Here is a 21,893-nt window from a genome sequence, read left to right as displayed (position 1 = left end):
CGGACACACCTGACCGAAACTCTCGACTCTCCCGGGAACGGTTCCTACGATTTGGCCATGGGGAGCTTCCGTACACCTCGCCCTGACGCCCTGCTCGTGGGCGCGCCGAAGGCGGGGACGAGCGCGCTGCACGCCGCGCTCGCACTGCACCCGCAGGTGTTCTCGAGCCGGCCCAAGGAGCCGAAGTACTTCATGTGCGCCGACGCTCCTCCGCCGTCGTACCGCGGCCCCGGTGACGCGCACAGCCAGCAGGAGTGGGTGTGGCGACGAGAGGACTACGAGGCGTTGTTCGCCGCGGCACCCGGGGACGCCGTACGGCTGGAGAGCACGCCGTTCTACCTCTATCTGCGCAACGCCCGCCGGCGCATCGCCGAGGAGCTGCCCGACGCCCGTCTGGTCGCCGTCGTGCGGGACCCCGTGGACCGCGCCTACTCGAACTGGATGCACCTGTGGTCCGACGGGCTAGAGCCCGTCGGTGACTTCGTCGAGGCGTTCGCGAGGGAGGACGAGCGGGTCGCGGACGGATGGGCTCCGTTCTGGCACTACCGCCGGCTCGGCCTCTACGGCAGGCAGCTGGAGGACCTCTACCGCCACGTCGACGCCGACCGCATCCTCGTCCTGCGCTATCGCGACCTCGTCCAGGAGCCTGCCGCGACGCTCGATCGTGTCTGTGTCTTCCTGGGTCTGGCGCCGGGCCTCGTCACCCACATCCCTCGCGACAACTCACGGCCGTACGCCGCCCCCGGGGCCGTCCACGACCTGACAGCGCGTGCGATGCGCGCCGGCGCTCGTGCCGGGGCGCTCGTCCCACCGAAGGTCTGGCGCCGCGCGAGCAAGCCGCTGGTCGCCGCGATGCACTGGCGCGGGGACACCACCCGCCCGGCGCTCGCGAAGGACGCGCGGGCCGCGCTGGTCGAGACCTACCTCGACGACATCGAGCTGCTGGAGAAGGTCACCGGACAGTCCTTCGACGACTGGCGTGGCACCGAGAGCCTGGGATCGTTCGCCGCGCGGGTCGCTCAGACGCCGGGCTGAGCGATCGACGTCATGAGGTCGTGCGCGCCGTCGGGCCGGGCGGCCTCGAAGTAGAAGCGGGTGCGTCCGTCGGGCAGGCGCACGGCGCTGGCGTAGCGCAGCGCACCGTCGGACTCCGGCGAGGCCGCCACCGGCGCGTCACCGACAGGCTCGAGCACACCGGGGACAGCCCGCTCCTGAGCCAGCCCGGTCCGCTCGAACCAGTTGGACGCGGCGTCGGCGCGCCCGTCGTACAGCACGGTGAGGGGGGCGCGATCGAGAACGGCGGTGACGCGCGCGCCTCGCTCGTCCCACCCGCCCGGAGTGGGTGTGAGCACGGCCCCGCGGTCGACCCACGACAGTCCGTCGTCGCTCGTCGCGTAGCGGGTCGTCATGCGGTCCTCGGCCCCAGGGACGTCGAGCGGGTGGCAGCACACCCACATGTGCCATCCGTCCTCGTCGAGGAGCACGACAGGGTCCTTGACGCCCACCCTCTCGTCACCGGGGAGGACGACCGTACGGCGTCCGGCCTCCAGTCCCTCGGGCGTCGCCGCGTCCACCGCCTCGATCCACCAGTGCTTGGAGCCCGGGGTCGCGCAGCTCAGGTAGATCCGCCATCCGGCCTCTCTCCGGTGCACCAGCGCCGGCCGCTCGAACGACTCGGCGGCGAAGTCGTCGCGGTAGATCTCGGCCACCGGCTCGAACCGCACGCCGTCGTCCGAGCGGGCGACCACCACGCTGACGCCGCGGCCGGCGTGGATCGGGCGGCGGACGCGGTAGGCCAGCCAGAACGCACCGTCGGCGTAGATCGCGGCCGGCGCACCGGCCCAGTTGCCGGGGCCTGGTGCGGGGGCCTCGACGACGACCTCGGCGCCGTCGAAGCGAGGAAGGGTCCGTTCGACGATGGTAGTCACGATTTTAAGTCTACCGATCCACTGCAGTTGGGTCGCGGGTTTCGCTCGCCGAGGTGTGCCGCTCCGCGGCTCGCCTGCGACGGCGGGCGACGGATTCTCTCACCGGTTCAACGTGATGCGATCCTCGAGAAGGCGGACGGCCTGGTCGGGCACGGTCGTGTTGACGCCCAGGTCGTAGCCGACCTTGCCCGTCCCGTGGTAGTCGCTCGAGCCCGTCACCACGAGGTCGAGCTCTCGTGCGATCTCGCGCAGGCGAGTCCGGGTGCCGGCGTCGTGGTCGTTGTGGTCGACCTCGAGCCCGACCAGTCCCAGCTCGGCCAGGTCAGCGATGACCTCCTCGGTCAGCACCGACCGGCTCTGCCGCGTCCACGGGTGCGCGATCACGGGCCTGCCTCCTGCGTCGATCAGCAGCCGGATCATCTCCTCGAGGTGCGCCGCGTACCGGTCGACGTACGCCGGTCGGCCCGGCATCAGGTAGCGCTCGAACGCCTCGTCACGGTTGGCGACGACACCCATCGCGATGAGAGCGTCGGCCACGTGCGGTCGGCCCGTCGCTGCGGCGTCACCCGAGACCGCGAGGACGTCGGCCTCGGTGATCGGGATGTCGAGGTCCTGCAGCTTGGCGATCGTCTTCGGAAGGCGGTCCTGCCGTCCGCGCAGCACCCGCTCGAGCTCGGCGAGGAGGCTGGGGTCGGTGGGGTCGGGCTCGTACCCGAGGAGGTGCACCCCCTTGTAGCGATAACGGCACGAGATCTCGAGCCCTTTGACGAGGGTGATGCCCACCCGGTCGGCTGCGGTCTGCGCCTCCCCCCAGCCCGTCATCGCGTCGTGGTCGGTCAACGCCACCACGTCGAGGCCCGCCCGCGCCGCGTTCTCCACGAGCTCGGTCGGGCTGTCGGTGCCGTCGGACCGACGAGAGTGGGTGTGGAGGTCGATGAGCACGCGGTCAGGTTACCGGCGACCGTGCACCCCGGCGGAACGCAACGGTGTCGATACGGTCGGAAGGTGGATCTCTTCGCCTGGCTCGTCGAGCAGACCCCTTCGCGCGACCGCCCGGCGCTCCTGGCTGTCGACGGCATGGACGGCAGCGGCAAGACGACGTTCGCGACGGCGCTCGCCGCCTCCGTCACCAAGGAAGGCCGCGCGGCCGTCGTCGTCCACGAGGACGACTTCTTGAATCCGCGCCGGGTCCGGCACCACCGAGGTCGCCACTCCCCGGCAGGGTTCCTGCACGACTCCTACGACCTGGCCGCACTGAGGGAGAAGGTGCTCGACCCACTCCTTCCGGGCGGCACGCGGCGCATCGTCACCCGTCACTTCGACCACCGCTCGGACACCGCCGTCGTTGCCGACCCGCTCGAGGTCCCGACCGACGCCGTCGTGATCGTCGAAGGCCTGTTCCTCCACCGCGACGAGCTCGTCCGACGCTGGGACCTCTCGGTGTTCCTCGACGTCCCGGTCGACGAATCGGTACGCCGGATGGCGGAGCGCGACGGCACGCCCGACGATCCCGCGCACCCGCTGCTCCGACGCTACGTCGGGGGCCAACGCCTCTATCTCTCGATGTACGCCCCTCACGAACGAGCGACGCACGTCATCGACAACGCGGGCCCGGTCTCCGAATGCACGACGGTGGCGGGTCCGTGGTCACCGACCCTCGTTCGGTGAGCACGCGCCCACCACCGTGGCGTGCGGGTCAGCGGCCAGGTCAGTGCACGACCACCGGGGTCCGGGAGTCCTCGCCCACGCGCTCGATCCGCCTGCGCGGGAGGAAGAACGCCGGGACGAGCGTGAGCCCGATGAGCACCGTGGCCAGGACGAACGACGTGCCGAAGGCGTCCGCCGCCTCGCCGAACCCCTGACGGATCAGCGCGGCGGGGATGGTCTCCAGGAGGGACGGGTCGTCCCAGGACTCGATCGCGAGGCCGGACAGAGGCACGTCGGTCTCCTTGGTCACCGGCGCGCCGGTGGCCTCGGCGACCGTCGTGCCGCCCGTGAGCTGGTTGGTCAGCACCACCGAGAACACCGCGGTCCCGATGGACGCCGCGACCTGCTGAATGATGTTCATCAAGGTCGAGCCCCGGGCGATCGTGTGCTCGGTCAGGGTGGCGAGCGCCGCGGTCATCGTCGGCATCATCGTCAGACCCATGCCGAGACCCATCACGAACAGGGCGCTGAGAAGGAACGGGTAGGAGGTGTCGGCGCCGACCTGCGTGAAGCCGGCCATGCCCGCGGTGGTGAGCGCGAGACCGGTGAGCACCACCTTGCCCGGACCGATCCGGTCGACGAGTGCGCCACCGACCGGCATCGTGAGCATCGCGCCGAGGCCCTGGGGCGCCAGGAGCAGGCCGGCGACCAGCGTGGACTCGCCGCGGACCTGCAGGAAGTAGGCGGCGAACAGGATGCTGGCACCGAAGAACGCGATCGCGAAGCACGCCATCGTGATCACGGCCACCGTGAGGTTGCGGTGCTTGAAGAGACGCAGGTCGACCAGCGGGTGCTCAGGCCGGAAAGCGTGGAACACGAACGCCACGATCAAGACGACCCCGACCGCAGCGGTCACGAGGACCTTGCTGGCCCAGACGGTGCCCTCCTCGGGGATCGAGGAGACACCGAAGAGGAACAGTGCGAGACCCGGCGACAGCAGGATCATGCCGGTCCAGTCGAAGGACTGAGACGGCTGCGGGTTGTCCTTGGGCAGCACGCGCCAGGCGTAGAAGAGAGCGACGATGCCGATCGGGAGGTTGATCAGGAAGATCCAGTGCCAGGTGAGGCTCTCGATCAGCCATCCACCGAGGATGGGGCCACCGATCGGGCCGAGCAGCATCGGGATGCCGAGGACGGCCATCACGCGACCGATCCGGTGCGGGCCCGCCGCCCTCGTCATGATCGTCATGCCGAGCGGCATCAGCATGCCGCCGCCGAGGCCCTGGATCACGCGGAAGACCACGAGCTCGGTGATGCCTCCAGCGAGGCTGCAGAGGACGGAGCCGGCGGTGAACAGGACCAGCGCCATCATGTAGAGGCGCTTGGTGCCGAACCGGTCGGCGGCCCAGCCGGTGAGCGGGATCACGGTCGCGAGCGCGAGCGTGTAGGCCGTCATGGTCCACGCGACCTGTGCGTAGGTGGCGTCGAACTCGTTCTGGAAGGTGGGCAGCGCGACGCTCACCACGGTGATGTCGAGGATCGACATGATCGCGCCGAGCACGACCACGCCGGCGATCTTGAGGACAGCCGCGTCGAGCCTGTCACCATCTCCGGGTGCGTTGCCGGGGCCAGGTCCGCCGGTCGGCGTCTGGGTGTCTTGACTCATGGGTGAGGGTCCTTAGCCGGGGTGGTGGGTTGGCGTTCGGAGAGCGCAGCGCGTAGCGCGCGATCAAGAAGGCTACGTGTGGGCTCCGACAGCTCGCGAGCGATTTCTTGGAGCGCGGCGCGCTTGGTCTGCAGCTGGCGGCCGACGAGCTCGCGCCCCCGGTCGGTCAGCGTCACCAGGCGGACGCGACGATCATCGGCACACTCGTTCCGGCAGACCAGGCCAGCGCCGACCAGCTGGTCGACGGCGCGTCCCGCCGCGGCCACCGAGACGCCGACCGCGCGGGCGACGTCACTGATCTGGGTGGTCCCTGGCCGGCTCGAGATCATGAGGAGCGTCCGCGACTGGGTCGCGGACAGGTCGAGAGCGGCGAACGCGTCGACCGCATCGCCTTCGCAGCGCGCGGCCACCTGGAGGAAGAACTCCTCCAGGCGGCCGGCGAGGGACTCGGGTGTCGTCACCGGACGATATTAACGTCAGCGCAACAGTTTCACCTACGCGAGAGATGCGTGAGGTAGATCACTGTGCGACTGCCGGGCCTGCCCAGTTCTTGTCGGGCTGCGGCACGGGCCGCGCCGGCTGCTCGCCGCCGCGGGACTCCAGGTAGTTGTCCTTCGGGACCATGACCTTCCGGCGGAAGACGCAGACGACCTTGCCGTCCTGGTTGTAGCCGATCGTCTCGACGTAGACGACGCCACGGTCGTCTTTGCTCTTGCTCTCCCACTTGTCCAGCACGGTCGTCTCGCCGTAGATGGTGTCGCCGTGGAAGGTCGGCGCGACGTGACGCAGCGACTCGACCTCGAGGTTGGCGATGGCCTTGCCCGAGATGTCCGGGACGCTCATGCCGAGGAGCAACGAGTAGACGTAGTTGCCGACCACCACGTTCTTGCCGAACTGCGTCGTCTTCTCGGCGTAGTTCACGTCCATGTGCAGCGGGTGGTGGTTCATGGTCAGCAGGCAGAAGAGGTGGTCGTCGTACTCGGTGACCGTCTTCCCTGGCCAGTGCTTGTAGGTGGCGCCGACCTCGAACTCCTCGTAGCTGCGGCCGAACTGCATGGGGACTCCTCGCGTCGTTGAACCCTGGGGGCGCTGACATCATGACCGATCCGCCTCCGGCTTCTCGGGTCGGGTGGCCTCCTGCCGGGCGAGCAGGGTCGCCGTCTTCGGCAGCAGAAGAACCGTGATCGTGCCTCCCGCGACGAGGATCGACGCCGTCGTCTGGGTCATCTCGCCCGCGTCCACCGCGACCGTGCTGACCGCGAACCATGAGCGGCAGGCCGGTCGAGGCCAACAGAGACACCCGTACGGAGTCGCACGGCGCCGGGGTCGATCGCCATTCCGGAGGTCACGAAGAAGACCGGGATGAGGAGGCCGAACGCGAGCCCGTTGATCTTGGTCTCGAGCCGCTCGTCCCCTCCGGGCAGTGCCCATCGAAGGATGAACCCAGCCGCGAAGGCGGCCAGGATGGTGTCCAGCTGGACGACCACGGCGAGCGCGCTCAGGGACACCAGGAGCAGCACGGTGAAGCGTACGGTCGTCTGTGCCGTCGTCTCGGCGCCGGCGCGGACGAGGCCCGGGATCACCGACGCCGGCGGGAGCAGCCTCGTCGGTACGACCGCGACCAGCACAGCCGCTACGCCGAAGAGCACGAGCGACAGAACTGCTCGCTCCGGTCCGTCGCCGCCACGACGGGGGCGATCGCGGCGCACAGGACGATCCAGAACAGCGATTCCACGCGGGCCCCCTCTCCCGGGAGGTCAGCAGTTCCAGCGCTCGATCACCGCATCGCTCCCGTGCTCGTAGCCCAGCACCGACAGCGTCGCCGTTCCGAGGGCGAGGCGCGCGCCGAACCGCAGCGGCTCGTCGAGGAAACGGGCGGCCAGCCCGCGCAGTGCGTGACCGTGCCCGAACACCAGCACGACCCCGTCCGTGGCGCGTACCCGCGCCACGACCCGGTCGAGCCGGGCCGTGACCTGCTCCGGCGTCTCGCCGCCCACCGTCCCGGCGCCGTGGGACCAGACGGTCCAACCCGGGGTCTTCTCACGGATCTGCGGCGTGGTCAGGCCCTCGTGCTCTCCGTAGTCCCACTCGGCGAGGTCGGGCTCGACCTCGGCGTCGGGGAAGCCTGCCAGCGCCGCCGTCCGGCGGGCACGCAGACGAGGGCTGGTGAGGACGAGCGAGAAGGACGCCGTGGCGAGACGCGGCACCAGCTCGCTCGCCCGTTCCTCGCCCTCCGGCAGGAGCGGGAGATCCGTACGACTGGTGTGGCGGCCGTCGCGGGCCCACTCCGTCGGTCCGTGGCGGACCATCCAGAGTGCCGCGCTCATGCCGTCTCCCTCATGCCGTCTCCTCCATGTCTGTCCCGTCCGTGTCTGTCTCGTCAGCCTGTCCAGGTCGTCGGCAAGCCATGGGGCGGGGCAGCACCGATCACGGTGGCCTCGCCGAACGGCCAGGTCGTGAGGACCACCGAATACGTCCCGTCGACCTCCCCACTGTCCTCGAGCGTCACGCGGGCGAGCACGCGGTCCGGATCCGCCTGCTCCGCCAGCGCTGCGATCCGGGCGTCGACCCGCGCGCGCTCGGCCTTGCCCACGTACTGCCACATCACCGAGTGCCACACCACGGTCGCCACCCCTCGCTCCAGCTCGACCGCGTCGACGGCGTCCCCGGCGCTCGAGCGCTCGACCACGGCCGGGACGTCGGCCGCAACCTCGCATGCCGCGCGCAGGCGGACCAGCCGCTCGGTCATGTCCGGCCATGTGTAGGCCTCCAGCGTGCGTCGGTCCTCGGCGCGCGCGACGTCCAGCGGCGCGAGGTCGAAGCCGCGTCGCTCGACCACCTCGAGCGGAGCGTCCACCGGCGGCAGCGGCCCGGCCCAGGCGTCGGCCATCACGACAGGCGAGTCCGCAGGGCCCCACCAGCCCGAGGGCGACCCGAACCGGAAGTGGTCCGCGCGAAGGTTCAGCCCCGCGCTCGCCCCGATCTCGAGCAGTCGCACGGGCAGCGCGAACCGATCGGCGGTCCGGAGCAGGCCGCCGACGAGCGCGGCCGAGCGTCCGACCTCGTTGGTCTGCGGCGTGAGGTCGAGGGCGCGACGCAGCGTGGCGCCGTGCTGATCGATCACGGCCAGCACGTGCTGCCAGGCACCCCCGAGATCCCACCGGCCACCGACGCTCGGATAGAACTCCTCGAGACCCGGCGCCTCACCCTCGAGAACCAGCCGGTGGAGCCCACCCGCGAGGCGCAGGCCGGGCACCGAGGGGAGCTCGGCCCCGTCGCTCACCAGGTCACCGAAAGCGGCGCGGGCCGGTCCCCCTGCCACGACGTCGTCGGCGAGCGCCGTGAGCATCCCCTCGTACATCGGCGAGCCGAGCCGTCCGCAGGCCCGGGCCTGCCAGGCCAGCGCGTGCGCAGCGTGTTCGACGCCAGGCGTGGTCACGCCCCTGGCGGGGCCGACGGGGGCTGGGTCGACGGGGGCTGGGTCGGCGGCTGGCCCTGGCTCGGGTCCTGGCCCTGGCTCGGGTCCTGGCCCTGGCTCAGGTCTTGGTGGCCCTGACCTCCCGGCCGTGCCACGTCCGCCGCGTGCTGAGGCTGCTGCTGGGTCGCCGGGTGGATGAGCCCGGAGAGGACCCGCTGCCCGTCGGCGAGGAACTTGTGCTCGACGAGGAGCTCGTACCGGGATGCCACCACCTGGGAGACGGAGGTGAAGTCACGGCGTCCGTGCGTGAACGCGTAGCCGATGAGGCCCCAGATCACGCCGAAGACGAGACCGATGAGGATGGCTGACAGCACAACGGCGAGCCAACGACCCGGCTCGGCGAAGATGCCCACGATCAGACCCAGGAGGAGACCCAGCCAGGCGCCCGTCGCCGCACCGTAACCTGCGACCCTGGCCCAGGTGAGGCGACCCGTGACGCGCTCGACCTGCTTGAGGTCGCTGCCCACGATCATCGTGTTCTCGACCGGGAACCGCTGATCCGACAAGTAGTCCACCGCGCGCTGCGCATCGACGTACTTGTCGAAGTACGCCAGGTGCTGCGGGTACTCGAGCGTGAAGCCTTCTCTGCCTTGCTGCTGCGCCATCGCTGCCCCTTTTTCTCGACTGTCCCTCACCCTAGTGACATCAGTTGCGGCGTGCGCTGCATGTAGTGTCCAGGTGGCGTGTCTCTCGGCGTGCGCGCGGCTGCGGGCGACGACAGACTGACACGATGAGGGTGCCGCCGGCGCCACGGATGATGCCCAAGGAGGGCCGGATGCCGGACGAGACGGTGCTCGTCGTCAATGCGGGCTCGTCATCGCTGAAGTACGAGCTGCGCGATGCGAGCTCAGGGGTGCGGCTGGGGCGGGGCATCGTCTCCCGCATCGGCCACGACGGCACCTCGCTGCGCTATCAGGTGACCGGGTCGGACCCCGTCGAGAGACCGTTGCCCGGCGCTTCGTACGCCGACGCGATCGCTGCGATGTTCCAGCGGTTCGACGAGGCCGGCGCGCGCCTCGACGGGCTGATCGGAGCAGGTCACCGCGTCGTCCACGGCGGCACGGAGTTCAGCACGCCGGTCGTGGTCGACGACGACATCCTGGCGCGCATCGACGCGCTCTCCTCGCTCGCACCCCTGCACAACCCCGTCGCGGTCGAGTGCATCCGGCTGATGAAGGAGCGCGACCGCGACCTCCCGCAGGTCGCGGTGTTCGACACCGCCTTCCACGCGACGCTCCCGTGGGAGGCCTACACGTTCGCGATCCCGCAGGAGCTCGCCGCCGAGCACCAGCTGCGCCGGTACGGCTTCCACGGGACGTCGGTCGAGTACGTCACCGGGCGGACGGCGGCGTTGCTGGGCGTCCCGCCGGCAGAGGTCAACCTCATCGTCTGCCACCTCGGCAACGGTGCGTCGATCACCGCCGTGCGCGGCGGACGCAGCGTCGACACGTCGATGGGCTTCACGCCGTTGTCCGGCCTCGTCATGGGGACACGGGCCGGCGACATCGACGCGTCCGCCGTGCTGTTCCTGCTGGACACGGTCGGCATGTCCACAGCGGAGGTCGCCACCCTCCTCGAGCGACGCAGCGGTCTGCTCGGGCTCAGCGGCGAGTCCGACATGGCCAAGGTTCAGTCCCTCGCCGAGGCCGGCGACGAGGACGCGCGGGCAGCGCTCGCGCTCGCCGCGTACCGCATCCGCCACTACATCGGCGCCTACCTCGCGACCGTCCCCGGTGTGCACGCCGTCGTGTTCACCGCGGGGATCGGTGAGAACGACCCGAGCTTCCGGGCCGAGGTGTGCACACCGCTCGCGCACCTCGGCATCGAGATCGATCCCTCGCGCAACGCGCTCTCCGTGCCCGACGACGGGCTCGTCGTCGGAGGGGGGCCGATCCGGGTCGCGGTCGTGCCCACCGACGAGGAGGCCGAGATCGCGCACCACACCGTCGCCCTGGTGCGCACGGGCTCGCCCGCGCGACCGGCCGCTGCAGCGGACCACTCCGAAGCCAAGGAGAACGCATGACCGAGACGACCATCGACATGACCGCGTTCGCGAACCCCACCGACGAGGAGGTCGCCACCCTCGACGCGTGGTGGCGAGCGGCCAACTACCTCACGGTCGCCCAGATCTACCTGAAGAGCAACGTCCTGCTCGAGCGTCCGCTGTCGGCCGACGACATCAAGCCGCGCCTGCTCGGGCACTGGGGAACGAGCCCGGGGCAGTCCTTCGTCTACGCCCACATGAACCGGCTGATCCGCCAGACCGGGCAGTCCTCGATCTATCTGTCGGGGCCTGGGCACGGCGGCCCGGCAGTGGTCGCGGCCGGCTACCTGGAGGGCACCTACTCCGAGGTCTATCCCGAGGTCTCTCTCGACACCGAGGGCCTGACTCGGCTCTGCCGCCAGTTCTCCACACCGGGCGGCATCCCCAGCCACGTCTCGGTGACGACGCCCGGATCGATCCACGAGGGCGGCGAGCTCGGTTACGTCCTCATCCACGCCTTCGGCGCGGTCTTCGACAACCCGGACCTGCTCGCGGTCGCCGTGGTCGGAGACGGTGAGGCCGAGACCGGTCCGCTCGAGGGCTCCTGGAAGGGGATCTCGTTCCTCAACCCCGCCCGCGACGGCGCCGTGCTCCCGATCCTCCACCTCAACGACGGCAAGATCGCCAGTCCGACCGTGCTTGGCCGCAAGCCCCCCGAGGAGGTGCGGGAGCTCTTCACCGGCCACGGCTACGACGTGCTCGAGATCGAGGGGTCCGACCTGCCGGGTATGCACCAGCGCTTCGCCGCGGTGCTCGCCGAGGCGTACGGCAAGATCCGGGCGATCCAGGAAGCCGCCCGTGGCGGTGACTGGGACGGCGAGATGCCGAGATGGCCGATGATCGTGATGCGTACGCCCAAGGGCTGGACGGGCCCGCACGAGGTCGACGGCGTGACGATCGAGGGCAACTGGCGCGCGCACCAGGTGCCGATGTCTGATGTCCGTCAGAACGCGGAGCACCTCGCGATCCTGGAGTCGTGGATGCGGTCGTACGGGCCGGACGAGCTGTTCCCCGACGGACACCCGAGTGCTCAGGTCGAGGCGAACAACCCCGAGGGTGACCTCCGGATGAGCGCGAACCCGGTCGCCAACGGCGGGGTGCTCACGAAAGACCTCGCCCTGCGGCCGTTCACCGACTACGCGATCGAGGTCCTCAACCCCGCCGCCGAACGCTTCGAGAACACCCGCGTCCTCGGCGCGATGATGGCCGACATCTATCGCGACAACCCGGACAACTTCCGGCTCTACTGCCCGGACGAGACCAACTCCAACCGGCTCGGAGCGGTGTTCGAGGTCAGTGATCGCGCCTTCATGGAGCGGGTCACGCCGGACGACGTGAAGCTCTCCCGCGACGGACGGGTGATGGAGGTCCTGAGCGAGCACAACTGCCAGGGTTGGCTCGAGGGCTACACCCTGACCGGGCGTCACGGTCTGTTCGCGACGTACGAGTCGTTCGCCATGGTGAGCGCCTCGATGACCGTGCAGCACGCGAAGTGGCTCGAGGAGGCGAGCCACCTGCCGTGGCGCGCGAAGATCCCCAGCCTCAACATCCTGCTGACGTCGACGACGTGGCGCAACGACCACAACGGCTTCTCGCACCAGGGGCCGGGGCTGATCAACGTGGTGCTCAACATGCGCGGCATCGTCTCGAGGGTCTACCTGCCGCCGGACGCCAACTGCCTGCTGTCGGTCGCCGACCACTGCTTCCGGTCCCGGTCGTACGTCAACCTCATCGCGATCGACAAGCAGCCTCACCTCCAGTACCTCTCGATCGACGAGGCCGCCGAGCACTGCGAGAAGGGCGCCGGCATCTGGGAGTGGGCCGGCAACGACGACGGCTCCAAGAAGCCCGACATCGTGATGGCGTGCGCCGGCGACGTGCCCACGGCGGAGACGGTCGCGGCGGCGCAGCTGCTCAAGGAGTGGGTGCCGGACCTCACCGTCCGCGTGGTCAACGTCGTCGACCTCATGACGTTGCCGCGGCAGAAGGACCACCCGCACGGGATGTCGGAGTCGGAGTTCGCCGCGCTCTTCACCGAGGACGTGGACGTGCTCTTCGCCTTCCACGGCTACCACGGCGCGATCCACAAGCTGGTGCACGGCCGGCCGGACGCCGACCGCTTCCACGTCCGTGGCTTCATCGAGCAGGGCACCACGACGACGCCTTTCGACATGACGGTGCTCAACCACATGTCGCGCTACCAGCTCGTCGAAGACGTCCTCAACAACGCCCACGCGACGCCGGAGAACGCGCAGGAGCTGCGGGAGCACTGCCAGCAGATGCTCGAGAGGCACCGCACCTATGTGCGGGAGCACCTCGAGGACATGCCCGAGGTGAAGGACTGGGTTCTCAACCCGGCCACCTGATCCCCGCGTGCCCCTCGCCGTCCGACGCGCTTACCGCTCGCAGACGATGCCGTCCCTGTCGCGGTCGATGTACCAGGAGTACTCCGGGTCCCTCCCCCGGTAGTAGGGGCCGTAGCCATGGGCGATGGCTACGCCGCAGGTGCCGAAGCGTGGATCGTTGCTCGAGGGCGGCGGCGCGGGTGCGCTGTTTCCGCCGGTCTTGACGCTCGCCCGCCCGGGCTTGGCAACCTTCAGGCCGCGCCTACCGCAGCCGGAGAACACGCGGGTGATGGCCCGCTTCTCACGCTTGTCGACGGCGAGCCGCCACCGGTACTTCACGGCCACGTAGCGGGCGGTGTAGGAGCACCTGGACTTGCTGGGCAGCCACTGGGCGATGTCGCCGTCACCCTTGGCCCGGTTGGAGCGCGCGGTCACCGCGACGAGGGACTCGGCATATCCGAGGTCGTTCGCGTAGGCGATCCGGGTCTTTTTGGTCCACTTCTTGGCGCCGCTGTCCCAGGCTTCGGCCAGCGGCACACGGTGGTCGATGTCGAGCTTGGAGGCACGTCGCACGACCCGGCCGTCGTACTGGCTGCGCCATTTGCCGCGCTTGATCGTGCAGTTTCGGGTCTGTGTGGTGCGGGACTTCGACTCGCTTCTGAGCACGACGGCCCTCGTGTCACAGCCCTTCCCCTGTGCCTTCCAGCCGCGGCCGAACTTGGCGCGCGCGTAGCCGGCGCGCGTCTCGCTGCGCACCGTCAGCCTCTTCAGCAGGGTCTTGGCCGAGATCGTGCTGGCCCTCTTCGCGTCGGCCACGCTGGGAGTGGCGGTCGGCACTGGTGTCGCGCTGGCGGACGAGAGCCCGGCGCCGATCAGCGCCAGACACCCCACGAGCGCGAGCGCGCGGACAGCGTTCTTCACGATGGTCTCCTTCGAGCAGAGGCGGCACGCCCCTCGTGCAGCGCGGCACGGGCATGGCGCATCAGCTCACGCCGGACCTCGACCACGCGGCCCCCCGGGGGCAGGGGGGCGCAGCCGACGCACGTCAGCGATCGGACTCACCCCGAGAAAGGGCCAAAACCAGACTAATCGCCCACACAAGGGCTCCCGTACGTTCTCACCGTCGTGGTGAGGCGAGGCCAGCCCACTGTCAGAGCCTCCCGGTCGGCGGACCGAACCTTCGAGCGTGACAGTCAGCACACGGCATGTGCTGCCGACCATGCTGTGACGCGGATGTAACACGGCGCCCGTAGCCTCCCGGCATGGAGAGCCAGGCACGAGAGAACGTCCAGGCGTTCATCAGCGCCTGCGAGCACCGCCGTATCCCCACCGAGGACGTGTACAACCGGGTCGCGAGCACGCAGGGCCGTCTGATGACGTACACGACGTCGCGCAAGCCGGTGACGGCCGGCTGGATCCTGCCGGCCAGGCCGCCGGTCGAGGACGCGACCCACGCACTCGTGCTGCCAGTAGGACTGATCTACGGCGCGACGACCGTCCGCCGCAGGCTCGGCCGCAGCCAGAAGGGCACCGGCGCGCTGGCGTGGGTGATGCTGGACGTCTGGTGGCGCCCATCCTCGCCCCACGACCACGGGCTGACGGAGGCGATGTACGACTTCGTCACCGGGTGGGACCGGGTGGGCGTGCGATGAGGCGCCGGGGTCACACGCGACGGTGGACCAGGAGCGGGAGCACGGCCGACGCCCCGGCCGCCCGCAGAGCTCCGCCGACCACCGTGATCGGCCACTGTGACGCCGAGGCGTCCACGACCAGCAACACCGTACGGCCGGCGACCGCTGCCGCGGTCTCGCTCGGCACCGTCACCGCGTCGCGCCACAGCGCCGCCTCGTCGGACGAGGTCAGCTCGCGGATCTCCTGCGCGGACGGGTGCGCCTCGACCGCGAGGTGAGCCCGGTCGAGCCGTCCCACCGCGGCGAGGTGGTCGGCGATGCTGCCGGAGAGCTCGGCGAACCCGGCCGCCGGCAGAGCCACGGCGACCTCAGGGCGAGACCTCCACTGCGAGCGCCAGCGAGCGAGGACCTGGACGCACGCGTCGAGCACCTCCTGAGGCGCCGGCGCGTCTCGAGCGAACATCTCCCGGACCGCCTCGCGCCACTCGGGGGCGTCGGCGTGCACGAGCGCACGGCCCGGCTCGACCGCACGGTCGGGGGCGATCCGCCCGCGTACGCCGAAGGAGCCGCCCGGCCACATCTTGCGGGGCTCGAGCAGGTGGTCCTCACCACGCAGCACCCCCGCCACCGTGCGGACCGTCTCGGCCCGTGGGGCTGCCGCCAACCCCTCGGGGAGCGTCTCGCGGCACACCGAGCAGCGGCCGCACGGAGCGGCCTCCGGATCGTCCAGCGACTCCTGGAGCAGCTGCATCAGGCAACGCTCACCACGGGTGTAGGCGCGCATGATGTCGGCCTCGCGACGGCGTACCGCCACGACACCGTCGTAGTGCTCACGGTCGTACGACCACGGCGTGGTGGTCCGAACCCAGCCGCGCTCGACCCGCTCGGTGACGCCGTCGACGGCCAGCTGCTTGAGCATGAGCTCGACACGCCCGCGCCGCAGGCCGGTCTCGGCCTCGAGGCTCACCACGGTGGCCGGCGCGTCGACCGTGGCGTCGGCCATCGCCTCGAGCAGCCGCTCGACCTGCTCGGCGACGGGGATGGTGGCGGTCGCGAAGTAGTCCCACACTCCGTCGTCGGCCCCCGAGGGCAGCAGCACCGCGTGGGCGTGCTCGATCGCACGCCCTGCACGGCCGACCTGCTGGTAGTACGACACCGGCGACGGCGGCGCACCGACGTGCACGACGAACCCGAGATCGGGCTTGTCGTAGCCCATCCCGAGCGCCGAGGTCGCCACCAGCGCCTTCACTCGGTTGTCGCGCAGGGCGTCCTCGAGCTGCTCGCGCTCGGCGGCCTCGAGCTGGCCCGTGTAGGCGGCGACCGGCACCGCGTCACCGTGGACCGCGCGGACCGCGGCAGTCAGCCGATGCGCATCCGCGACGGTGAGCGCGTAGACGATCCCGGACCCGGGCAGCGTCGGAAGGTGGTCGACCACCCAGGCGTATCGCTCCAGCGGCGACAACCGGTCGACGACCGACAGCTCGAGGCTCGAGCGCGCGAGCGGTCCGCGGAGCACGAGCGTCTCGTCACCGAGCTGCGTCGCCACGTCGTCGGTGACCCGGGCGTTGGCGGTCGCGGTGGTGGCGAGCACCGGGGTGTCGGGATTGAGCCGCTGAAGGACGTCGGAGACGCGACGGTAGTCGGGGCGGAAGTCGTGACCCCAGTCGGAGACCGCGTGCGCCTCGTCGACGACCAGCAGCCCGATGTGGCCCGCGAGAGCGTCGAGCACCCGGCGCCCGAAGCCCGGGTTGGCCAGGCGCTCGGGCGAGACGAGCAGGACGTCGACGTCACCGGCCCGCAGCGCCTGCTCGATCCGGGACCACTCCTCGACGTTGGAGGAGTTGAGCGTCTCGGCCCGGAGACCGGCCCGGGCTGCGGCCGCGACCTGGTCTCGCATCAGCGACAGCAGCGGGGACACGACGAGCGTCGTGCCAGCGCCCTCGTCGCGACGGATCGCCGTCGCCGCCCAGTAGACCGCGGACTTGCCCCATCCGGTCGCCTGGACGACCAGCACGCGGGCGCGCGGCTCGCACAAGGCGGTGACCGCGGCGACCTGGTCGCCGCGCAGGCTCGCACCAGGCCCCGCGAGAGCACCGATGACACGGTCGGCGACAGCGGCGCGAGAGGATGACAGCGCGGACGGAGCGGCGGTGGGGGGCATGGTGTCCACCGTACGCACGCGCAGCGACACCCGGCGTACGGAGTCCCCAGGTCGTCCGTCCGTCCGCGTCCCGGGCGCTCGCACCCGGGACGCGGCGGCGGTCAGCGGAGCTTGTAGTCCTTCAGCAGGCTGCGCCCGATGATCATCTTCTGGATGTCGCTCGTGCCCTCGCCGATGAGCATGAACGCCGCCTCGCGGTAGAGCCGCTCGATCTCGTACTCCTTGGAGTAGCCGTAGCCGCCGTGGATGCGGAACGACGCCTCGACGACCTCGTTGCAGTACTCCGAAGCGACCATCTTGGCCATGCCGGCCTCGACGTCGTTGCGCTCGCCGGCGTCCTTCTTGCGCGCCGCGCGCACGACCATCGCGTGCGCCGTCTCGACCTTGGTGCCCATCTCGGCGAGCCGGAACAGGATCGCCTGGTGCTGGGCGATCGGCTTGCCGAACGTCTCGCGCTGCTGCGCGTAGGCGATGCCGAGCTCGAACGCGCGGTTGGCGATGCCGACAGCGCGGGCGCCGACGTTGACGCGACCGACCTCGACACCGTCCATCATCTGGTAGAAGCCCTTGCCGGGCTCGCCGCCGAGGATCTGGTCGGCCGAGATCTGGTGCTTCTCCAGGATCATCTCGGTCGTGTCGATGCCCTTGTAGCCCATCTTGTCGATCTTGCCGGGGACGGTGATCCCCTGGGCCGTCTCGCCGAAGCCGGGCTCCTTCTCGATCAGGAACGTCGTCATGTTCTTGTAGACCGAGTCCGCGCCCTCGTCGGTCTTGGTCAGCACCGCGACGAGGTTGGACGAGCCACCGTTGGTCAGCCACATCTTCTGGCCGGTGATGCTGTACGACCCGTCGTCCTGCTTGGTCGCCTTGGTCGCGACCGCCGAGACGTCCGAGCCGAGCGACGGCTCCGACATCGAGAACGCACCGCGCACCTCGCCCGTCGCCATCCGCGGGAGGTACTTCTGCTTCTGCTCCTCCGTGCCGTGGTGCATGAGCATGTAGGCGACGATGAAGTGCGTGTTGATGACGCCGGAGACACTCATCCACCCGCGCGCGATCTCCTCGACCACCAGCGCGTACGTCAGCAGCGACTCACCGAGGCCGCCGTACTCCTCGGGGATCGTGAGCCCGAACAGGCCGAGCTCCTTCAGGCCGTCGACGATGGCCTGAGGGTACTCGTCCTTGTGCTCCAGCTCGGTCGCGACCGGGAGGATCTCCTTGTCCACGAAGTCGCGGACAGTCTTGAGGATCTCCTGCTGGATGTCGGTCAGTCCGTCGGTGGTGACCAGGCGGCCCATGGTGTTCTCTCTTCTTCCGTACGGCGGGGCTGGCGGGTGCGACGACCTCAGTCGGTCGGCGGCTGCCAGGTCGTGGTGCGCTGCATGCCGGCCGCGCGTCCCTTGGCCGAGATCACGAGCGCCATCTTGCGGGAGGCCTCGTCGATCATCTCGTCGCCGAGCATGGCCGAGCCCTTCTTGCCACCGGCCTCGGAGGTGAACCAGTCGTACGCGTCGAGGATGTTCTCGGCGTGGTCGTAGTCCTCCTGGCGAGGGCTGTAGACCTCGTTGGCGACGTCGACCTGGCCGGGGTGCAGGACCCACTTGCCGTCGAAACCGAGCGCGGCCGACCGCGAGGCGACGCGGCGGTAGCCCTCGGTGTCGCGGATCTGGAGGTAGGGGCCGTCGATGGCCTGCTTGTCGTACGCCCGCGCCGCCATGAGGATGCTCATGAGGATGTGGTGGTAGGCGTCACCGACGTCGTAGCCCGGGGGCTGCTCGCCCACGACGAGCGACTTCATGTTGATGCTGGCCATGAAGTCGGCGGGGCCGAAGATGATCGTCTCGACGCGCGGCGAAGCCGCGGCGATCGCGTTGACGTTGGTGAGGCCCAGGGCGTTCTCGATCTGCGCCTCGATGCCGATGCGGCCGACCTCGAAGCCCATCGTGGTCTCGATCTGCGTCAGCAGGATGTCGAGCGCGACCACCTGCTCGGCGGTCTGGACCTTCGGCAGCATGATGCAGTCGAGGTTGGCGCCGGCGCCCTCGACGACCTCGATCACGTCACGGTAGGTCCACTGCGTCGTCCAGTCGTTGACGCGGACCACCCGGACCTTGTCACCCCAGCCGCCCTCGTTGAGCGCGGCCACGATGTTCTTGCGTGCGTCGGGCTTGGCGAGCGGGGCCACCGCGTCCTCGATGTCGAGGAAGACCTGGTCGGCGGGCAGACCCTTGGCCTTCTCCAGGAAGCGCGGGTTGGAGCCGGGGACGGCGAGACAGGAGCGCCGCGAACGCAAGGCCTTGTTTTCGACAGACACGGGTCACCTCGGTGCTGCGGGGACGGGATCAGGGCTGACTGTACCGACGAGCACTGTTAACGACTAGTAACAGCCGCGTCAGTGTGACCCGCTTCTCATCCGCCTCCCCGCCGCGATTCGGTGAGGAGATCGACTCCGCTCGGGCCAGAACCCCGATCTCCTCACCGAATCGCGCGGATGGGATGGGTGCGATGATGGGCGCGGGGTGCGGGGGTGCGGGTCAGTCGGCGTCGGGCACCTCGGTACGGCGCGGTGGGCGCCGCGTCACGACGACGGCGAGCCCGACGATGATCAGGGCCAGACCGACGTAGACCCCCAGGCCCGGCGCCTGCCCGAGCATCGCGGTGGCGAGCAGCGCCGCCCCCGGGACCTCGAGCAAGAGCACCAACGAGACGACCATCGGGCTCATCACCGCGAGCAGGTGGTTGATCACCGAGTGCCCGAGCAGCTGGGCGGTCACCGTCACCGCGAGGATGCCCAGCCAGGCCGTGGTCTCGAACCCGACCAGCGGCACCCGCCAGACCAGACAGGCCACCAGCAGGATCAGCGCGCACGCGCCGTAGCAGAGCACCGTGTACGACGTCGTCGACAGCGTCTCCCGCGCCCGGGCCCCCGCGACGGTGTAGATCGCCGCGCTCAGGCCCCCGAGCAGCGCCAGCCCGTCCCCCAGCACGGCCTCGCGCGACAGGCTGAGGTCGACACCGGTGATGACGAGCACGCCGGAGAACGACACGGCCAACCCGGCGGCGACACCGAGCCGGACGTGTCTGCCCCGGAGCCGGTCGATCAGCGCGATCCAACCGACCTGCATCGAGACCAGCGCCGTCGCGGCCGCGACGGAGGTGAGCTTGAGCGCGCTGATCCACGTCGCGAAGTGCGCGGCGAGCGCGGCTCCGGCGAACAGGCAGGTACGGACGTCGACCGCCGTCAGCGCCCTCAGCTCGCGTCGGTTGCGGGTTGCGGCGACCGGGATCAGGATCGCCTCGGCGAGGGCGTTGCGCCAGAACGCGATGGCGAGCGCGGGCGCCTGCGTCCCCGCCATCAGGGGTCCGGACAGCGAGACGCCGAGCACGGCCACGGCGGCGAGGATGACGGTCACCTGCGCAGTATGCGTGGCGCGGCCGCCGTACCGCCGACGCGGCCGCCGCGCAGACGATCCCGTCCTATGCTGTCGGGCATGGACCCCAGCGAGCCGGCAGGCGACTTCGACGCGCTGTTCCGCCGGGCCTTCGTGGCCGAGGTGGCGAAGAAGTCGGGCCTGCTCTGGATCGTGTACGCCGACGCCTGGCACCCGGTCTGGCACGTCTGGCACGAGGACGCCGTCTGCGTCGTCGCCGGCGGGGACGAGCAGCCGCTGCCAGGGATCCGGGACGAGCGCGAGGTCGTCCTCGACCTGCGCGCGAAGTCGACCCGGGCGCAGGTCGCGAGGGTCAGCGCGTCCGTCGAGGAGATCAGTCCCGACCACCCCGAGTGGGAGGAGGTCACGGCGGTGCTCGCTGCGGACCGCCTCAACCTGTTCGAGGCTGACGAGGCCGTGGCCCGGTGGGCGCGCGAGTGCGTCGTCGTACGCCTCCGCCCGATGGAGCTGTTGTCCTCCCCCGGGCACCTCGACGACAGGGCGCAGCGCGAGCAGCCGCTGGAGTCGCCGGCGCGTACGGTCCGCAGCCGCCCCTTCGCCCTGCACCGCCAGCGTCGCGCCCCTCGCCTCTCGGGGTCTTCCGAGGCCTGAGTCGGGGCGCAAATAGTTGAAGCCACCACCATGGCCGAAGCCCCGACTGGTGGACTTCCCATGAGTTATGTTCCTGTCGCACCCCTCGTCCGCCCAGGAAGGCTCCCTCCGTGAATTCGCTCCTCAAGCGTGCCGCCGCCGTCGTGGCAGGGGGCGCGCTCGCGTTCTCCGGCCTCGCGTTCGCGTCCGCCGCCCCCGCCGCCGCAGCGACCTCGCCGATCGACGTGACGTCGATCCGCGTGGCGTCCTCGTCCGGCCCCTACATGAGCTACAGCACGAAGTACATGCAGACCGCCACCGACATGCGTCAGGTCGGGTCGCTCGGCCAGTACGGCCGCGTGACCGTGTACGGCGACATCTACCGTGGCTCGACGCGTCTGCTGGCCAACCAGCAGCTCGCCTACGTCAGCAACACCTACCAGTCGACGACCTCCGGTTTCACGTTCAAGAACGGCTGGGGCCGTGGCGCGTTCCGCGTCGCCAACGTCCGCGTCCAGTGGAACGACGGCAACAACAACATCCGCTGGTTCACCGACGCCAGCGTCGCCGGCCGTGGCTTCACGATCAAGTCGGCGATCGAGGGCAACCTCAAGTACCGCAACGTCATCTCCATCAAGAGCACCGGCTCGAAGAAGAAGGTGAAGGTCGGGGTCCGCTACTACAGCCCGACCGGCTGGAAGCCGTACCGCGGCAAGAAGGTCGTCGTCCAGGTCAAGAAGGGCAAGTGGAAGAAGAAGAAGGCGCTGCGCCTCAACCGCAAGGGCAAGGCCGGCTTCACCTTCTACTCGTCCAAGCGCGCCAAGTACCGCCTCAAGATCCCCGCGACCAAGACCGTCCAGGGTGGTTACAGCCGCGGCACCATCAAGCTCTGACCTGACACTCAGGCCTCCGACGCCCCGTCACCGCGCCGCGGTGGCGGGGCGTCGTACGTCCGGCCTCCTGCCCGGACG

At 70.0% G+C, this 21,893-nt stretch carries 22 protein-coding genes; 7 read left to right on the top strand and 15 right to left on the bottom strand.

Features of this window, described 5'->3' with window-relative positions; all coding sequences use genetic code 11:
* Positions 1-57: 57 nt before the first annotated feature.
* Entirely contained in the window at positions 58-1,035 is a 978-nt protein-coding gene (locus KV100_RS14950) for a sulfotransferase (protein WP_220343896.1), read from the top strand.
* Here the strand turns inward: KV100_RS14950 and KV100_RS14945 are convergent.
* Both KV100_RS14945 and KV100_RS14940 read right to left on the bottom strand, forming a co-directional pair.
* Positions 1,020-1,928: a hypothetical protein gene (locus KV100_RS14945; protein ID WP_220343895.1), complete on the bottom strand. Its 909-nt coding sequence runs from the start codon at positions 1,926-1,928 to the stop codon at positions 1,020-1,022. The genes KV100_RS14950 and KV100_RS14945 overlap by 16 nt on opposite strands.
* Before the next feature lie 99 nt (positions 1,929-2,027).
* Positions 2,028-2,870: a PHP domain-containing protein gene (locus tag KV100_RS14940; protein ID WP_220343894.1), complete on the bottom strand. Its 843-nt coding sequence runs from the start codon at positions 2,868-2,870 to the stop codon at positions 2,028-2,030.
* A gap of 63 nt (positions 2,871-2,933) precedes the next feature.
* Here KV100_RS14940 and KV100_RS14935 point away from each other — a divergent pair, with 63 nt between their 5' ends.
* Positions 2,934-3,596 carry a zeta toxin family protein gene (locus KV100_RS14935; protein WP_220343893.1) on the top strand — a complete coding sequence of 221 codons (663 nt, stop codon included), beginning with the start codon at positions 2,934-2,936 and terminating at the stop codon, positions 3,594-3,596.
* A 40-nt stretch (positions 3,597-3,636) separates the two neighbouring features.
* Here the strand turns inward: KV100_RS14935 and KV100_RS14930 are convergent, their stop codons facing one another.
* The 8 genes from KV100_RS14930 to KV100_RS14900 are packed head-to-tail and all read right to left on the bottom strand — an operon-like array spanning position 3,637 to position 9,324.
* Positions 3,637-5,241, bottom strand: coding sequence for a DHA2 family efflux MFS transporter permease subunit (locus KV100_RS14930; protein ID WP_220343892.1), 1,605 nt, complete (start codon positions 5,239-5,241; stop codon positions 3,637-3,639).
* Positions 5,238-5,702: a MarR family winged helix-turn-helix transcriptional regulator gene (locus tag KV100_RS14925; protein WP_220343891.1), complete on the bottom strand. Its 465-nt coding sequence runs from the start codon at positions 5,700-5,702 to the stop codon at positions 5,238-5,240. The genes KV100_RS14930 and KV100_RS14925 overlap by 4 nt, the downstream gene beginning before the upstream one ends.
* A gap of 58 nt (positions 5,703-5,760) precedes the next feature.
* Complete coding sequence (locus KV100_RS14920) at positions 5,761-6,297, bottom strand: MaoC family dehydratase (RefSeq protein WP_220343890.1); 537 nt, start codon at positions 6,295-6,297, stop codon at positions 5,761-5,763.
* Positions 6,298-6,336: 39 nt separating this feature from the next.
* On the bottom strand, positions 6,337-6,468 hold the full coding sequence (locus tag KV100_RS19730; RefSeq protein WP_255559589.1) for a hypothetical protein: 132 nt from the start codon (positions 6,466-6,468) through the stop codon (positions 6,337-6,339).
* The gene (locus KV100_RS14915) at positions 6,465-6,950 is read right to left on the bottom strand and encodes a cation:proton antiporter (RefSeq protein ID WP_220343889.1); all 486 of its coding nucleotides are present in this window, start codon (positions 6,948-6,950) and stop codon (positions 6,465-6,467) included. Before KV100_RS14915 ends, KV100_RS19730 begins: the two co-directional genes overlap by 4 nt.
* Positions 6,951-6,998: 48 nt before the next feature.
* On the bottom strand, positions 6,999-7,568 hold the full coding sequence (locus tag KV100_RS14910; protein WP_220343888.1) for a histidine phosphatase family protein: 570 nt from the start codon (positions 7,566-7,568) through the stop codon (positions 6,999-7,001).
* Between the two features lie 53 nt (positions 7,569-7,621).
* Positions 7,622-8,680, bottom strand: a complete 1,059-nt coding sequence (locus KV100_RS14905) for a DUF2332 family protein (protein WP_308291454.1) — start codon at positions 8,678-8,680, stop codon at positions 7,622-7,624.
* Positions 8,677-9,324 carry a general stress protein gene (locus KV100_RS14900; protein WP_220343887.1) on the bottom strand — a complete coding sequence of 216 codons (648 nt, stop codon included), beginning with the start codon at positions 9,322-9,324 and terminating at the stop codon, positions 8,677-8,679. Before KV100_RS14900 ends, KV100_RS14905 begins: the two co-directional genes overlap by 4 nt.
* A gap of 125 nt (positions 9,325-9,449) precedes the next feature.
* Here KV100_RS14900 and KV100_RS14895 point away from each other — a divergent pair, with 125 nt between their 5' ends.
* The gene (locus tag KV100_RS14895; RefSeq protein WP_255559592.1) at positions 9,450-10,742 is read left to right on the top strand and encodes an acetate/propionate family kinase; all 1,293 of its coding nucleotides are present in this window, start codon (positions 9,450-9,452) and stop codon (positions 10,740-10,742) included.
* The gene (locus tag KV100_RS14890) at positions 10,739-13,129 is read left to right on the top strand and encodes a phosphoketolase (protein WP_220343886.1); all 2,391 of its coding nucleotides are present in this window, start codon (positions 10,739-10,741) and stop codon (positions 13,127-13,129) included. Before KV100_RS14895 ends, KV100_RS14890 begins: the two co-directional genes overlap by 4 nt.
* A 30-nt stretch (positions 13,130-13,159) precedes the next feature.
* Here the strand turns inward: KV100_RS14890 and KV100_RS14885 are convergent, their stop codons facing one another.
* Positions 13,160-14,029, bottom strand: a complete 870-nt coding sequence (locus tag KV100_RS14885; RefSeq protein ID WP_220343885.1) for an excalibur calcium-binding domain-containing protein — start codon at positions 14,027-14,029, stop codon at positions 13,160-13,162.
* Between the two features lie 341 nt (positions 14,030-14,370).
* Here KV100_RS14885 and KV100_RS14880 point away from each other — a divergent pair, with 341 nt between their 5' ends.
* On the top strand, positions 14,371-14,760 hold the full coding sequence (locus KV100_RS14880) for a hypothetical protein (protein ID WP_220343884.1): 390 nt from the start codon (positions 14,371-14,373) through the stop codon (positions 14,758-14,760).
* Positions 14,761-14,770: 10 nt separating this feature from the next.
* Here the strand turns inward: KV100_RS14880 and KV100_RS14875 are convergent, their stop codons facing one another.
* From KV100_RS14875 to KV100_RS14860, 4 genes are all read right to left on the bottom strand, one after another.
* The gene (locus KV100_RS14875) at positions 14,771-16,900 is read right to left on the bottom strand and encodes an ATP-dependent DNA helicase RecQ (RefSeq protein WP_220343883.1); all 2,130 of its coding nucleotides are present in this window, start codon (positions 16,898-16,900) and stop codon (positions 14,771-14,773) included.
* 101 nt (positions 16,901-17,001) lie between these two features.
* Positions 17,002-18,198: an acyl-CoA dehydrogenase family protein gene (locus KV100_RS14870; RefSeq protein ID WP_220343882.1), complete on the bottom strand. Its 1,197-nt coding sequence runs from the start codon at positions 18,196-18,198 to the stop codon at positions 17,002-17,004.
* A 47-nt stretch (positions 18,199-18,245) separates the two neighbouring features.
* On the bottom strand, positions 18,246-19,214 hold the full coding sequence (locus KV100_RS14865) for a CoA ester lyase (protein ID WP_220343881.1): 969 nt from the start codon (positions 19,212-19,214) through the stop codon (positions 18,246-18,248).
* 220 nt (positions 19,215-19,434) lie between these two features.
* The gene (locus tag KV100_RS14860) at positions 19,435-20,313 is read right to left on the bottom strand and encodes a DMT family transporter (RefSeq protein WP_220343880.1); all 879 of its coding nucleotides are present in this window, start codon (positions 20,311-20,313) and stop codon (positions 19,435-19,437) included.
* A gap of 78 nt (positions 20,314-20,391) precedes the next feature.
* Here KV100_RS14860 and KV100_RS14855 point away from each other — a divergent pair, with 78 nt between their 5' ends.
* Together KV100_RS14855 and KV100_RS14850 are read left to right on the top strand one after the other, a co-directional pair.
* Positions 20,392-20,943: a hypothetical protein gene (locus tag KV100_RS14855; protein WP_220343879.1), complete on the top strand. Its 552-nt coding sequence runs from the start codon at positions 20,392-20,394 to the stop codon at positions 20,941-20,943.
* 110 nt (positions 20,944-21,053) lie between these two features.
* Positions 21,054-21,815, top strand: coding sequence for a hypothetical protein (locus KV100_RS14850; RefSeq protein WP_220343878.1), 762 nt, complete (start codon positions 21,054-21,056; stop codon positions 21,813-21,815).
* Positions 21,816-21,893 lie beyond the last annotated feature (78 nt).

Source organism: Mumia sp. zg.B21, assembly GCF_019550855.1.
Taxonomy (GTDB): domain Bacteria; phylum Actinomycetota; class Actinomycetes; order Propionibacteriales; family Nocardioidaceae; genus Mumia.
This window is presented reverse-complemented; position numbering and strand designations above follow the sequence as displayed.

Bases quoted from the DNA above. Each gene is read 5' to 3' on its own strand.
- KV100_RS14855 (WP_220343879.1), top strand. From the start codon at position 20,392: ATGGACCCCAGCGAGCCGGCAGGCGACTTCGACGCGCTGTTCCGCCGG.
- KV100_RS19730 (WP_255559589.1), bottom strand. From the start codon at position 6,468: ATGACCCAGACGACGGCGTCGATCCTCGTCGCGGGAGGCACGATCACG.
- KV100_RS14950 (WP_220343896.1), top strand. From the start codon at position 58: ATGGGGAGCTTCCGTACACCTCGCCCTGACGCCCTGCTCGTGGGCGCG.
- KV100_RS14920 (WP_220343890.1), bottom strand. From the start codon at position 6,297: ATGCAGTTCGGCCGCAGCTACGAGGAGTTCGAGGTCGGCGCCACCTAC.
- KV100_RS14880 (WP_220343884.1), top strand. From the start codon at position 14,371: ATGGAGAGCCAGGCACGAGAGAACGTCCAGGCGTTCATCAGCGCCTGC.
- KV100_RS14930 (WP_220343892.1), bottom strand. From the start codon at position 5,241: ATGAGTCAAGACACCCAGACGCCGACCGGCGGACCTGGCCCCGGCAAC.
- KV100_RS14910 (WP_220343888.1), bottom strand. From the start codon at position 7,568: ATGAGCGCGGCACTCTGGATGGTCCGCCACGGACCGACGGAGTGGGCC.
- KV100_RS14900 (WP_220343887.1), bottom strand. From the start codon at position 9,324: ATGGCGCAGCAGCAAGGCAGAGAAGGCTTCACGCTCGAGTACCCGCAG.
- KV100_RS14875 (WP_220343883.1), bottom strand. From the start codon at position 16,900: ATGCCCCCCACCGCCGCTCCGTCCGCGCTGTCATCCTCTCGCGCCGCT.
- KV100_RS14870 (WP_220343882.1), bottom strand. From the start codon at position 18,198: ATGGGCCGCCTGGTCACCACCGACGGACTGACCGACATCCAGCAGGAG.
- KV100_RS14890 (WP_220343886.1), top strand. From the start codon at position 10,739: ATGACCGAGACGACCATCGACATGACCGCGTTCGCGAACCCCACCGAC.
- KV100_RS14895 (WP_255559592.1), top strand. From the start codon at position 9,450: ATGAGGGTGCCGCCGGCGCCACGGATGATGCCCAAGGAGGGCCGGATG.